General features: G+C 63.9%; 12 protein-coding genes and 1 tRNA gene. 7 read left to right on the top strand and 6 right to left on the bottom strand.

Annotated elements, in window-relative coordinates; genetic code table 11:
* Nucleotides 1-244 precede the first annotated feature (244 nt).
* Complete coding sequence (locus JQ603_RS03270; RefSeq protein ID WP_212338149.1) at nt 245-4468, top strand: IPT/TIG domain-containing protein; 4224 nt, start codon at nt 245-247, stop codon at nt 4466-4468.
* Nucleotides 4469-4510: 42 nt separating this feature from the next.
* On the opposite strand, the gene JQ603_RS03265 is transcribed toward JQ603_RS03270, so the two are convergent.
* The gene (locus tag JQ603_RS03265) at nt 4511-5446 is read right to left on the bottom strand and encodes a septal ring lytic transglycosylase RlpA family protein (protein ID WP_212336444.1); all 936 of its coding nucleotides are present in this window, start codon (nt 5444-5446) and stop codon (nt 4511-4513) included.
* Between the two features lie 807 nt (nt 5447-6253).
* On the opposite strand from JQ603_RS03265, the gene JQ603_RS38245 reads away from it, so the two are divergent.
* The gene (locus JQ603_RS38245; protein ID WP_271582494.1) at nt 6254-6382 is read left to right on the top strand and encodes a hypothetical protein; all 129 of its coding nucleotides are present in this window, start codon (nt 6254-6256) and stop codon (nt 6380-6382) included.
* Nucleotides 6383-6404: 22 nt separating this feature from the next.
* On the opposite strand, the gene JQ603_RS03260 is transcribed toward JQ603_RS38245, so the two are convergent.
* Entirely contained in the window at nt 6405-6638 is a 234-nt protein-coding gene (locus tag JQ603_RS03260) for a hypothetical protein (RefSeq protein ID WP_212338147.1), read from the bottom strand.
* A gap of 217 nt (nt 6639-6855) precedes the next feature.
* Between JQ603_RS03260 and JQ603_RS03255 the strand changes: the two genes are divergently transcribed.
* Both JQ603_RS03255 and JQ603_RS03250 read left to right on the top strand, forming a co-directional pair.
* Nucleotides 6856-7434: a TIGR00645 family protein gene (locus tag JQ603_RS03255; protein ID WP_018641972.1), complete on the top strand. Its 579-nt coding sequence runs from the start codon at nt 6856-6858 to the stop codon at nt 7432-7434.
* 41 nt (nt 7435-7475) lie between these two features.
* On the top strand, nt 7476-7946 hold the full coding sequence (locus JQ603_RS03250; protein WP_212336442.1) for a GNAT family N-acetyltransferase: 471 nt from the start codon (nt 7476-7478) through the stop codon (nt 7944-7946).
* A gap of 19 nt (nt 7947-7965) precedes the next feature.
* Here JQ603_RS03250 and JQ603_RS03245 read toward each other — a convergent pair whose 3' ends face one another.
* Nucleotides 7966-8283, bottom strand: coding sequence for a DUF1476 domain-containing protein (locus JQ603_RS03245; protein ID WP_212336440.1), 318 nt, complete (start codon nt 8281-8283; stop codon nt 7966-7968).
* A gap of 254 nt (nt 8284-8537) precedes the next feature.
* Between JQ603_RS03245 and JQ603_RS03240 the strand changes: the two genes are divergently transcribed.
* Nucleotides 8538-8762, top strand: coding sequence for a hypothetical protein (locus JQ603_RS03240; protein WP_212336438.1), 225 nt, complete (start codon nt 8538-8540; stop codon nt 8760-8762).
* 51 nt (nt 8763-8813) lie between these two features.
* Here JQ603_RS03240 and JQ603_RS03235 read toward each other — a convergent pair whose 3' ends face one another.
* Nucleotides 8814-9005: a hypothetical protein gene (locus tag JQ603_RS03235; RefSeq protein WP_212336436.1), complete on the bottom strand. Its 192-nt coding sequence runs from the start codon at nt 9003-9005 to the stop codon at nt 8814-8816.
* 912 nt (nt 9006-9917) lie between these two features.
* Here JQ603_RS03235 and JQ603_RS03230 point away from each other — a divergent pair.
* Together JQ603_RS03230 and JQ603_RS03225 are read left to right on the top strand one after the other, a co-directional pair.
* Complete coding sequence (locus JQ603_RS03230; RefSeq protein WP_212336434.1) at nt 9918-10217, top strand: hypothetical protein; 300 nt, start codon at nt 9918-9920, stop codon at nt 10215-10217.
* Nucleotides 10218-10830: 613 nt separating this feature from the next.
* The gene (locus JQ603_RS03225) at nt 10831-11238 is read left to right on the top strand and encodes a cupin domain-containing protein (RefSeq protein ID WP_212336432.1); all 408 of its coding nucleotides are present in this window, start codon (nt 10831-10833) and stop codon (nt 11236-11238) included.
* A 335-nt stretch (nt 11239-11573) separates the two neighbouring features.
* Here the strand turns inward: JQ603_RS03225 and JQ603_RS03220 are convergent.
* A tRNA-Ser gene (locus tag JQ603_RS03220) sits at nt 11574-11663 on the bottom strand.
* 668 nt (nt 11664-12331) lie between these two features.
* Complete coding sequence (locus JQ603_RS03215; RefSeq protein ID WP_212336430.1) at nt 12332-12655, bottom strand: hypothetical protein; 324 nt, start codon at nt 12653-12655, stop codon at nt 12332-12334.
* Nucleotides 12656-12694: the final 39 nt, after the last annotated feature.

The following is a 12694-nucleotide window of genomic DNA, read 5'->3' as shown; positions in this document are numbered from 1 at the left end:
GCACCGCGTCTCAGCCAAATGCACGCAACGATATACGTGAAAATTTACACAATCAGGGATTTCAGGGCGGAACTCTTTGAAAGGGTGCCGCGAAGGGGGGCCGGTGAGTCACGCAATTGCGGTGGCCGTGCCAGAAATGAGCGGGGAATCGGCAATCACCGCGCGCAATGGCGGAGCCGTGTCCCTGCACGTCTTGCAGACTCTTTGGCGCGCGGTTCAACGCATCTGCATCGCGGTCGTCCTGATGCTCGGCGCCATGGTCGCGGCGAACGCGGCGTGCAATTTTTCGTCAGCCTCGCCGACCGGCGGCACGATCACGATGACCGGGACCGGGGGCGGCAATGCGGTCGGTCTCTGCGTGAGCGACGATACGGTACGCTGGGGTCTCTACGGCTCCTCGAACGGCACCAATCCGAGCATTGATGCCTTCAACAACTATCCGATGACCGCCGGGGGGTTGAGCCTCACGAACCTGAGCTACACGACAGCCAAGGCCACATACACGCTGGTCCCCGTCAACAACGGGGTCAACAACCAGCACACCGATGAATACGACATCCAGATCAATACACTTTCCGGATCCGGCACCGATACGATCACCCTCTGGTACACGAGCTCCTGTTCGCAGAGCGTGCCTTGTACCTCCGGCGTCCATCTCACCGACACCTCGTTCACGATCACGGTCAATCTGCCCAACCCGCCGACCGTGACTTCGATATCGCCGACAGCCGGCCCAACCACCGGCGGCACAACGGTGATCATCACCGGCACCAATCTCAGCACGACCACTGGCGCCGGCGGCGTGAAGTTCGGCGCCACCAATGCGGCGAGTTACACCGTCAACTCCAATACCCAGATCACGGCGACCTCTCCGGCCGGAGCGGCAGGGACCGTCGACGTCACGGTCACGACGTCAGCGGGAACGTCGGCGACCTCAGCGGCCGACCAGTTTACCTATGTCGCCGCGCCGACGGTCACGTCGATCTCGCCGACGTCGGGTCCGAGCGCAGGCGGCACGACGGTGACGATCACCGGCACCAATTTCTCGGGTGCATCGGCAGTGACCTTCGGTGCGACGGCTGCGACTGGCTTCACCGTCAATTCCGCGACCCAGATCACCGCGACCGCGCCGGCGGGGACCGGCACCGTCGACGTCAGGGTGACGACAACCGGCGGCACATCGGCCACGTCGGCGGCGGACCAGTTCACCTATATCGCCGCCCCCACGGTCACCTCGATCTCACCGACGGCCGGCCCCACAGGCGGCGGCACATCGGTGACGATCACCGGCACCAATTTCACCGGCGTCACGGCCGTAACCTTTGGCGCGACGGCGGCGGCCGGCTTCACGTTCGTCAACGCGACGACGATCACCGCGACCTCGCCTGCGGGGGCGGCCGGAACGGTCGACGTCAGGGTCACAACGCCGGGCGGCACGTCAGCAACCTCGGCAGCTGACCAGTTCACCTATTTCGGCCCACCGAGCGTGACCTCGATCTCGCCGACGTCAGGTCCGCAAACCGGCGGCACGAGCGTGATCATCACCGGCACCAATTTGTCTGGCGCGACGGCGGTGACATTCGGCGCAACGGCGGCAACAGGCTTCACCGTCAATTCCGCGACCCAGATTACCGCGACGTCGCCTGCGGGCACCGGCACTGTCGACATCACCGTCACGACGCCTGGCGGGACGTCGGCGACCTCGGCCGCCGATAAGTTCACCTATGTCGCTGCACCAACGGTCACCTCGATTTCGCCGACCGCAGGTCCAGGTACCGGCGGCACCACGGTGACCATCACCGGCACCAATTTCACCGGTGCGACCGCGGTGACGTTCGGCGCGACGGCGGCGACGGGCTTCACCGTCAATTCCGCGACCCAGATCACCGCGACCTCGCCGGCCGGGGCCGGCACCGTCGACATCAGGGTGACGACAGCCGGTGGCACGTCGGCGACCTCTGCGCCGGACCAGTTCACCTATGTTGCGACGCCGACCGTCACCTCGATCTCGCCGACCCTCGGCCCGCAGGCTGGCGGCACGACAGTGACCATCACCGGCACGAATTTCACCGGGGCAACCGCCGTGAAATTCGGCGCGGCGGCTGCGACAGGCTTTACGGTCAATTCCGCAACACAGATCACCGCGAGCTCGCCGCCCGGGACCGGCGTCGTCGACGTCAGCGTGACGACCACCGGTGGCACATCCGCAACATCGGCAGCGGACCAGTTCACCTATTTCGGCACACCGACGGTGACGTCGATTTCGCCGACGGGCGGCCCCCTGGCCGGCGGCACGCCGGTGACGATCACCGGGACCAATTTCACCGGTGCGACCGCCGTCAAGTTCGGAGCGACAAATGCGGCGGGTTTCACCGTCAACTCGGCAACGCAGATCACCGTGCCCTCGCCGCCCGGAGCGGGCACCGTAGATCTCACCGTCACGACGCCGGGCGGAACGTCGGCTACCTCCGCCGCGGATCAGTTCACCTACGCCGCCGCTCCGACAGTGACGTCGGTGTCGCCGAATGCAGGCCCGACCACGGGCGGAACGTCGGTCACCATCACGGGCACCGGATTGTCCGGTGCGACCGCCGTCAAGTTCGGCACGACGAATGCGACGGGTTTCACCGTCAACTCGGCGACCTCGATTACGGCGACCTCCCCTGCCGGCGCCGGCACCGTCGATATCACCGTGACGACACCAGGAGGGACATCCGCCACATCCGCGTCGGATCAGTTCAACTACTCGCCGGCGCCCGCCGTCACCTCAATCTCGCCGACATCCGGCCCCGCAGTCGGCAACACGAGCGTGGTGATCACCGGCTCTGGCTTTACCGGCGCCACCGCCGTGAAATTCGGCGCCAACAACGCAACGGGCTTTACCGTGAATTCGGCGACGTCGATCACGGCGACCTCGCCGGCCGGCTCCGGCACGGTGGACGTCACGGTGACCACTGTCGGCGGCACGTCGCCCACCTCGGCCGCTGACCGGTTCACCTATCTGTCCTCGACGACGGCGACCGAGTTGACGTCGTCACAAAATCCGAGCAGCTACGGCCAGTCCGTCACCTTCACCGCCAAGGTAACCAGTCCGGGCGGAACGCCGACCGGAACGGTCACATTCAACGACGGCGGCGCGGCGATCGGGACGTCGACATTGTCGGCGGGCCTTGCGACTTTCGCGACGACCACGCTTGCCGTCGGCAATCACACGATCACCGCGACCTATAGCGGCTCGCCGGCGTTCAATACCTCGACCTCGCCTGCCCTGACCCAGTCGGTGGATATTCCTGCCGACAGCGCCAGGCTGCGCGCGCTTCAGGTCAACGTCACCAAGGTCGTCGCGCAAAACTCGGGACAGGCGATCTCCGGCGCCATCGACACCGCGATCTCCGAAGGTTTCAGCAACGGCGGACAATACATCACGCCGGGCGGCGGCAGCGTTCGCGTCAACTTCGCCGCCGCGCCCGATGGCGACGATGAGTCGCCGGCCGGCCGTCCTATCGATCCTCAGGGCGCCAATGCCTATGCCGGCGACGGACGCTCCGGCAGAACCGGCCGGGCCGCAGGGGCTTCCCGGATCGACGACGCCTTCGCCGCGATCGATCGGGCGGCGCCGACCAAGGCACCGCCCGCGCGGTTCAAGCCGCAGAAGGACTGGCTCTTCTGGATCGACGTACGGGGCACCGGCATCGACCGCTGGGGCTCGTCCGGCAATATCGGTCAAGGGGCAACCCAGGCCACGCTCTACGGCCAGCAGGTCAACCTGCTCTCCGGGCTGACCTACCGGGCCGCTCCCAATCTTCTGGTTGGCGTCGTCGGCGGCTACGAGAATTTCAGCTACACCGAGACCGACATCAACGGAAAGCTGAAGGGCGACGGCTGGACCGTCGGCGCCTATCTCGGGTGGAAGATCATCCCGACGCTGCGTTACGACGCGGCGGTGACCTATTCCGGCATCGGCTATGACGGCATCTCCGGCACGGCGCAGGGCAATTTCAACGGCAATCGCTGGATGTTCGCGACCGGCTTCACCGGCAGCTACAGCTGGGCCAATTTCAACATCGAGCCGTCGGCCAAGGTGTACGCGCTGTGGGAACGGGAAAACGCCTATGTCGATTCGCTCGGCACCCCGCAGGCCGCCCGGACGTTCTCGAGCGGCCGCGCCTCGGCGGGCAACAGGGTCTCCTACCCCGTGCCCTGGCTCGATAGCGTGCTGCTGCTGCCCTATGCCGGCGTCTATGCCGACTACTACTTCACCCAGGACGATGCCGCCGCAATCATTGCCGCGGGCGGCATCCCGCTGGCTTCGACGCCGCTGCTCCAGGGCTGGTCAGCGCGTGTCACGGGCGGTATCGGCGCAAGGCTTGCCGGTGGCGCCACGGTCGGCTTCGGCGCCGAGCTCGGCGGCATCGGCGGCAACACGCAGATCTGGACGTTCACAGGACGCGCACGCATCCCGTTCTGATCGGCCAGGCAATGCCGCAACGCGTCGGCTGGATTTGCTTGCTTAGTAGAGGCCGCGGCCGCTGAGGATGCTGCGGGCTTCGGCGGCGCCGTCCGAGGCATAGCCGGCGGACGGCGCGCTCTCGCTCGCGTAGCGGCCGTCCTCGTCATAGGACACGGCGCGGGCGTTCTGGAGCGCCCGGCCCCGGCTGCGGCTCGAGGCCGACATTTCCGAGGTCGCATTGAGCGAGGCCATGTCGGCCGAGGTATTGCCGAGATTGTAGGGCCGCCCCTCCGGCATCGGAACCTCGCCGCGAATGGCGCCGCGGGTCGATGACGGTAGCTCGGGAACGAAGGGCTTCGCCGAGGCGACACGGACCATCGAGGGCGACGGCGCCGGGATCCCGGTACGCAGGGTGGCCATCAGCTGGCGGTCGTCGGAACCTTCGAGCGGCGCCCGGCCGACATATTCGACGCGGACCTTGGCGACACCATTACCTTTGAATTCAAGCAGTTCGGCGGCTTTGTTCGAGACGTCGATGAGCCGGTTGCCGTGATAGGGCCCGCGGTCATTGACGCGGACGATCAGCGACTTGCCGTTCGACACGTTGGTGACCCGCGCATAGGACGGCATCGGCAGGGTCGGATGCGCCGCCGTCAGCGAGCCCATGTCGAACACTTCGCCGTTGGCGGTCAGGCGGCCGTGGAAATCATCGCCGTACCAGGACGCCATGCCCTCGGCGCGGTAGTTGACGTCCTCCTCCGGCACGTAGGTCTTGCCGGCCACCACATAGGGCTTGCCGACGCGATAGGTGCCGCCGCCCTTCGGGACTGGATCGCCCCAGGCCACGACCCGGGGGCTCGAGGACACGCCATATTTCGGATCGACGCGGCTGGCGAATTTGCTGGAGGACGCGCAATTGGCGAGCGCGAGGCAGGTCGCGGCCGCCGCAACCCCACGCGCGGCCCGCAAAACCGAATCTGACCGTCGGATCCCCATTCGCCCCAAATACCATTCCGCCGGAGGCGTACCCAACCCGCTTTGGGTGACGAGCGCGCGCTGTCCGGTCCTTTGCTCCGAAGCGGCCCACCACCGCATCGGACGTGGTAACGATAACGCAACCCGAACACGGCGGAAATGGGGAGCCCGCGGCGATCACGCCGGGATGGTAAACGCCACGTTCGTTTGTCCCCGTTGATCTACGGAGCGCAGCCGCCCCGCTCTGTGCCACTCCTGGACATTCTGTTGCGCCAAATCCTCACTCCACCCCCATTGTCACGCCGCTCACTGGAATTCTTTTGACTGTGCAAGGCCGCACGCGTTCTGTCGCATGCAAGGGCGGGATTTGGAATTTAACGATGATCGAGACGGTTTCGGCACTGATGGGTCTGGTAAGCGCGGGGATCTTCCTGGCCCATGCGTTCGAAGGTTACCGGACGAGGGCCTGAAGGCACTCGCGAGGTCGGCAAGCATCACCTCTTTCAAGGCGGCACGTTCGGACAGTTTTTGATCGATCCGACCGAGCATCGAAGACGAGAGCGGCAGGTGTCCCATGCGTAACCATGACCTCGTATCCGATGGCTTCCTGGCATTGACCGCAGGCGGCTTGGTGCTGTTGTGCTCGAGCCTGGTGGCACTGGCCTTCGGCTGAGCACCACCACACCTTTCCTCATCTCTAACCACAACTACACCGCGATGCAGCGTGCCGTCCGTTTCGGATTGCACCGCTCCCTTTTAGTTGATTGAATTTCTGCGTTCGGCGCCTCGACTTATTTCAAGAGGCCATCACCAACGAAGGTGACGCAAATGCTTGCCGAGAAATTTTTTCTGGTTCTGGAATCGCTGATCCGCGGCGACCGCACCTATCCCGACGGGAGCCCCCGCATCATCAGCACCGCCCCGCACGTACCGGTGAAGCTGCCGGGCAAGAAATAACCGGTGCCCTGAAGTCACGCGCTCAGCGCAGGCCGAGCAGTGACCGGCGATAGCGACTCTCGCGGGCTTCGCCGAGGCAGACGAAGCTGCCGTCAAACCCCTGGCCGTAGCGCTTCTGGCCCCTGGCGTAGTAGACGCCCTTCCTGAAATCCAGCCAGACCACCTTGTCATGCGGACAATGGCGCTGCGCCTGCGCCTCGTAGCGAAACGGCGTCAGCGGCGTCGCCGACACCTCGCCGGCGCCGGCGCCGAGCATGATCGCCACAACAAGCGCGGTTCTCCCAAGCCCGCCGCCAAAGTCGCTCCGCACCTCACGCCTCCCGATCCGGCCGTCGCACGACGGCCGCGCCCAGGCTAGCACGAAACCGCGCGATCGCCGGAAGCCCCGCCAGGTGCACCGCACGTCTTCCGCCGGCCATCTTGTCGGGGTAGAGAAAAGCGAGATCGTCTCTGCTCGCGAGGATGCTGCCTGAATGTCGGTTGAGCCTGAGCCAAGGACCGAACCCCGCCTGCCCTCGCCGCGCCTTGGCGTGCTGCCGATGATCATCTTCGGCTCGCGCTGGCTGCAACTGCCGCTCTATCTCGGGCTGATCGTGGCGCAATGCGTCTACATCGTGCTGTTCCTGAAGGAGCTCTGGCATCTCTCCTGGCACGCGATCGATCTCACCGAGCAACAGATCATGATGAGCGTGCTGGCGCTGATCGACGTCGTGATGATCTCCAATCTGCTGGTGATGGTCATCGTCGGCGGCTACGAGACGTTCGTCTCGCGGCTCGACCTCCAGGGCCACCCGGACGAGCCGGAATGGCTCGGCCACGTCAATGCCAGCGTGCTGAAGATCAAGCTCGCCATGGCCATCATCGGCATCTCCTCGATCGCGCTGCTGCGCACCTTCATCGAGGCCGGCAATCTCGGCTCGAGCCGCGCCGGCTTCACCGAGACCGGCGTGATGTGGCAGGTGCTGATCCACATCACCTTCATCGTCTCGGCGCTCGGAATTGCCTATGTCGACAAGCTCAGCGATTCCGGAATGCGCAGACACGCCGAGTGAGGCGTTCAATTCGCGATACCCCGTCTGGATCCGGAGTCCCCATGCCCGCTGACGACATCTCCTTCAGGCCGGCGTGCCCTGATGACGCGGAGACCGTGTTCGACATCACCAAGGCCTCGATCGCGGGTCTGTCGCGGGGATGCTATTCACCGGCCCAGATCGAGAACTGGATGGGCGAACGGACGCCCCGGTTCTACGAAGAGCTCATCGCCAAGGGCCGAATGACGGTCTGCGTTCGCAACGAAATCATCGTCGGTTTCGTCGATGCCGAGCCCGGCGAGCTCACCCGATTGTTCGTGCTGCCGGCGGCGGCCGGCTCCGGTGTCGGGCAACGCCTGCTCGACATCGGCGTGGCCCAGGCCCGGCGCGGCCATAGCGGGCCGATCCGCCTTGAAGCCACGATCAACGCCGAAGCCTTCTACCGACGTTACGGCTTCAGAAGCACGGGTCGAGGACAGTTCTCTCACGGCCTCGGCGGCGAGCCCATCGAGATCATCCATATGGAGCTGTGAGCACCACGCCGCGCGGCGCTCACTCCTTTGCTTCGAGTTGCTTCATGGCCTGGTGCAGGCATTCCTGGAGCTTCTGGGCGACCTGCTCACGCGCCACGCCCTTGCCGGCAAGATCGCCCGACACCTTGTCCAGGACCTCGTCGATCGTCCGGCTCTCCAGATGCTCCGTCACCAGCGCCGCCGCGTAGCCTGCCGCGGCATCGCCGCTGAGGCCGAGCTGGTTGGCGGCCCAGATTCCAAGCAGCTTGTTGGACCGGGCCGTCACCTTGAACATGAGTTCCTCGTCGTGGGCGAATTTGGCCTCGAAGCCCTGCTCGCGCTTGTCGAACGTGGTCATGGTCAGCTCCATTGCGTTGTCACTGAACGGGATCGGATTAGCTGAAAGCGAACGTCTCCGTATTTCGCGTCACTTGAGGATCATTTGAAGCTTCCGGCGGAAGGCACACGCCGTCAAGCCTGCCGCTTGCGGCAGGCTTGGGGAGTTCACCGTAGCCGCCAGCTCCGTGCCAGCCAGATCGGCTACGGGGAGATGTTTACCGTTTGTTAGGCAGACTCAGCGCCGCATGGCCGGGGGACATCGAGAGCTGACGCATGAACAGAGATCTGCGCGAGTTTCGACGGCTTGAACGCCTCTGCCTGGAGCAGGCCGCCCTTTCCACCATGGACCTGACGCGAAGCGGGTTGCTCAAGGTCGCCAACGATTGCCGCATCGCGGCCGAAGCCATCGAGGCACGCTCGCCCCGCGGGGCATTCGCGGAAGCCGTCCAGGCGCTCAAGCTGGCCTTGAGCGTGAAGGGGATGTCCAAGCGGCACTAGGCCGCCGGACGATCGATCCTGCCGATATTGGTGCGCTGCGACCGGACGCGGTCAGCCCTTTGCGGCCGCAGCTTCACGTGCGAGCCGCTCGGCCTTCAGCCGTTCCTTGTTGGCGTAAAACGCCTTCTGCGCCGCTTCGTGATCGCGCATGGCCTTTTCGGCCTCGATCCGGCGAGCCGCATCGCGCGCCTGGCGCTGTTCGGGGGTCAGGGGTTTGCGTCGATAGGACAGGTCTTCAGTCATGGCGAGACAACGCGGAGGTGAGGAATGAGTTCCGCCTGCCGGATCCCGCGTGGGGCTGCGGCCAGCCGAAATGCCCGTTTATTCAGGCTCTTACCGGCAGAATCTGTCGCGCCGACCGGCCGCCTGCCCGAAGCGAAATTCGGAGCCCTCCGCCCTGCCTCGAGGCCGCTCCAACAAAATGTCGAAAAACAACCCCATGCACAGTAGCCAAGTCGTGCTGCCGCAACGACTTTTCCTCATCCGCGAATGGCCGTTTGACCCGTCGGGCAAAACAGTGGCATTCTGCGACTTTCGGAAAATCCGTCGCCGGAGCCGGCTCCGTCAAACCGGGGCTCGCAGGGACGCTGCCAGGGACGAGCGCCGATAACGGTTCGGTGAATGAAACGACTTACCGCCCCGCTCGAAGCATCCCGGAAACATACCATTGCTAATTTTTCCCGGAATTTGAGGGGAGACTGAAGATGATTGCTCTGAAGGTGATTGCGCTGACGCTCGGTGCTGGAATTGCTCTCTGGATGTATTCGGGCGAACTCAGCGCCGACGTGGTGCTCGCCATCGTGGCCTGCTTCGCATGATGAGAAAGATCCGCCGGTGCGGGCCGGCGGGTCTTCCGGGGACCTCATTCGGATCGCCGGCCATATCGTCCGCCGGCACGAGGTGAGCGACGGGCCGCCACAGATCGGGGTCCTCCCCTGGTCAAACGCGTGATCATCACCGGCGCGTGGCGAAGCTACTCAGCAAATCGAACGTCTTTGGTGCGCGGTCTGAGCGCGCGGGATTGCGCGCGAGCTCGATCGCGCAGCCGCCGTGCGGGCCTCAATCTTGTGCAACAGCTTCCTGTTTGGGCACGCGGAAATACACTGCGCAAACTATGCTGCGCCGGTGACCATTTAGCTGAGAGGATTGCAAGCCATGAGAATTGCTGCCGCACTATCGATCGTTTTTCTGAGCGCGTTCAACTTTCCGGCCCAGGCACAGGACCTGCCAGAGCATACTGTCCTGGCCTTCAACCTGCCGAGCTGTCCGAAAGGATGGCAGGAGTACACGCCCGCTGCCGGAGCCTTAGTTGCCGGGGTCGGCAACACGTTCCAGCTTGGCGCAAACGGAGTAAGCCCGAGCTTTACCGTTGCAGAAGCTGGAGGCGGAGCAAGTGCGCCGAAGTCAAAAGTCGCGGGCCTTCTGTTCTGCGAGAGAAACAAGAACCGTCGATAGAAGCGAGACAAATTCCCGCTAACGGGAACATCGCTTCATACTTGAAGTGGGCCGCCGGCTCTCCACTCAATATCGCCGGCGGCCCGTCGTACCACTTCCAATTGCCCTGCCTCAGCAGAAGCGACGGCAATTTTGACGACGCAAGTTATCTCTGCTTGCTCGAAATGCGACGCAGCAATTCACGACCGATCAGCCCCGAACGATCATGAGACTCGTCGATTTTGCTGCGCCCATTGCAAGACGATCGTCCACGAACGGCAGGACAAGTTTGATTTTGTGAAGTGGCGACCCACGTCGCAACCGGACTAGCGTCTCGCGCGGTCCCCAAGCGGTCTCCATCATGAAAACGGCCCTGCTCTCTCCGGGCAGAGAAAGCAAGGCCGCGCATTCCCAGATTTGCGGCCGATAGGGGCTTCCAAATGGACAACGGCCGCACCGTGGAGCTTACATGATTCGCGGTCGAAACTTTCCGCTTTTTCCCGGAATGCTTGCACCGGCAAGGACTGCGCTCTACGCTTCCTTCTTTAAGGACAGCCGCCATGACCCATGACGTCATCGCGCGTCGTCATGATCTGCAGTGATTTCATCAACAGTGACTTATAGGGGAAAGCCAATGAGACGATCCGAGTTGCTGCTGTCGCTCGTGCTGATCGCCGGCCTTTGCGCGCCGACGCCCCTTCTCTCGCAAGACGCCCCTAAGCTGAAGATCACGCCGGTGCAAAAGGAGCCCCTGACCGGCCAGCCTGACAAGGAGGTCGTTGCGCTCATTGTCGAGTGGCCTCCCGGCTCCGGAACGGGGCTTCACACGCATCCTGGTGACGAATACACGACCGTCCTCGAAGGCGAAGTGGTCGGCCGGAAAGAAGGCGCGGAGCCCAAGACCTACGCGGCGGGCCAGTCCTATCACAACGAGCCCGGTGTCGTTCACGAGGCCAACAACAAAGCGGCCTCCCCTGCGAAGACATTCAACGTTTTCGTCGTCGAGAAAGGCAAGCCCATTTCCGAGCCGGTCAAGAAGTAGGATCAAGTTCGCCAGTTGCACGTGACGGACATCGCGTCAGCCCACGCAGTGCACAACGTGGCGCGCTGCCGGATGCCGGGACCGGACTCGTCAGGAACCTTGCCCACGCACTCGAATTCACAGGCGATGAGGCGTCTGGTTTTTGGGCTCGCGGCGCTTTGCGGCACGCTGCTTTTGGCGCTGATCTGGCTTGGCCAGCACGAACGCCAGGCAGCCATCGAGCGATTGGAGAGGTATGAATTCTCGCCTCGCTGAGGCCTGCCTCCGATGATTGTACTCTCGTTTGCGCGCTGGCTGGCGCCGATCGACCTAAGCTGTTGATTTCGTTTATGTCTTGGCGGAAGGGGTGGGATTCGAACCCACGGTACCCTTGCGGGCACGCCGGTTTTCAAGACCGGTGCCTTAAACCACTCGGCCACCCTTCCGAGACTTGAAATTGCTGAGCTTTTCGTCGCGTCGCAGAGAACGTTTCGTCGCCTCTGCTACGTTTTGCTACCCGAGTCGGCTCGCTTGTTTATGGCGGCGCGCAGGGCGCCGTCAACCGCCGCGGCGGCTTCTCCCTGCATGTTCGGCATCAGATGGCTGTCGGGGAGAATTACGGGTGGTGGCCGTCCGCTGTGGGCTCGCTTTGGAGGGCTTCGATCGCTTTCCGATAATACTCGGCCACCTTGAGAAGACCCTCACGCTCAAGGTCGAAGGAAGCAATGGCCGCATGCTCTCTGCAAGCGCGTTCGAGCCTACGGAACTCCTTTAATTCCCGGTTCAACGACAGCTCCCCATACCCACGGACCTACAGGCGATGACACGGCAATGTACCAATTGCCGAAAGTTCCCGAAATATCAAATGTCAACCTGCAGGCGAAACTTTGTGCGACGCGGCGGCCGCCCTCATTCTCAAGGAAATCGCTTCGTCAGGCGCGTGTCAGCCTGTTCCCCTAGGCTTGGTGGCACCGTCGACACCGCCCAGGGCGTTGCCGGTTGCGGGGCCCGGCTGGAGTTTCTGCTCCAGGTCCGGGCCCCGTTTGCTTGCGGCCAAAGAAAACGCGGCGCCCCGAGGGAGCGCCGCGCCAAATTCGTTCGTGTCGTGTGGGCGTCAGTAGCCGCAGGAGGCGCAGCCCATCTGCACCGGGGCGTAATAGGAATAACCCGGCGAGACCATTTCGACGCGCTGGCGCGTGGCATATTGCGGCGGGATGCGCTCGTACTGGACGCCCGGCGGGGCGACCATCACGGTCTGCGGCACCATCACGGTGCGGTACTGCGCCGGCGTGCGATGCGCGACGACGGAGCCCGGCGAGACCATGACGGTTTCATCGACGGTGCGATACTGCGGCGGCGCATATTGCTGCTGATAGCAGGTCGTGCAGGGCGGCGGCGTGTAGCAATTGTAGCAGCCGGCAGAGGCTGCGCCCGTCATCGAAATCGCGGCGACGGCAGTCGAGAAAACGACAGCAAG

The organism is Bradyrhizobium liaoningense (genome assembly GCF_018130825.1).
GTDB lineage: Bacteria > Pseudomonadota > Alphaproteobacteria > Rhizobiales > Xanthobacteraceae > Bradyrhizobium > Bradyrhizobium liaoningense_B.
This window is presented reverse-complemented; position numbering and strand designations above follow the sequence as displayed.

Bases quoted from the DNA above. Each gene is read 5' to 3' on its own strand.
- JQ603_RS03260 (WP_212338147.1), bottom strand. From the start codon at position 6,638: ATGCTCGGCGCCGGCGCCGGCGAGGTGTCGGCGACGCCGCTGACGCCG.
- JQ603_RS03215 (WP_212336430.1), bottom strand. From the start codon at position 12,655: ATGACGGGCGCAGCCTCTGCCGGCTGCTACAATTGCTACACGCCGCCG.
- JQ603_RS03235 (WP_212336436.1), bottom strand. From the start codon at position 9,005: ATGACTGAAGACCTGTCCTATCGACGCAAACCCCTGACCCCCGAACAG.
- JQ603_RS03245 (WP_212336440.1), bottom strand. From the start codon at position 8,283: ATGACCACGTTCGACAAGCGCGAGCAGGGCTTCGAGGCCAAATTCGCC.
- JQ603_RS03270 (WP_212338149.1), top strand. From the start codon at position 245: ATGCTCGGCGCCATGGTCGCGGCGAACGCGGCGTGCAATTTTTCGTCA.
- JQ603_RS03230 (WP_212336434.1), top strand. From the start codon at position 9,918: ATGAGAATTGCTGCCGCACTATCGATCGTTTTTCTGAGCGCGTTCAAC.
- JQ603_RS03265 (WP_212336444.1), bottom strand. From the start codon at position 5,446: ATGGGGATCCGACGGTCAGATTCGGTTTTGCGGGCCGCGCGTGGGGTT.
- JQ603_RS03255 (WP_018641972.1), top strand. From the start codon at position 6,856: ATGTCGGTTGAGCCTGAGCCAAGGACCGAACCCCGCCTGCCCTCGCCG.
- JQ603_RS38245 (WP_271582494.1), top strand. From the start codon at position 6,254: ATGCTTGCCGAGAAATTTTTTCTGGTTCTGGAATCGCTGATCCGCGGC.
- JQ603_RS03240 (WP_212336438.1), top strand. From the start codon at position 8,538: ATGAACAGAGATCTGCGCGAGTTTCGACGGCTTGAACGCCTCTGCCTG.
- JQ603_RS03225 (WP_212336432.1), top strand. From the start codon at position 10,831: ATGAGACGATCCGAGTTGCTGCTGTCGCTCGTGCTGATCGCCGGCCTT.
- JQ603_RS03250 (WP_212336442.1), top strand. From the start codon at position 7,476: ATGCCCGCTGACGACATCTCCTTCAGGCCGGCGTGCCCTGATGACGCG.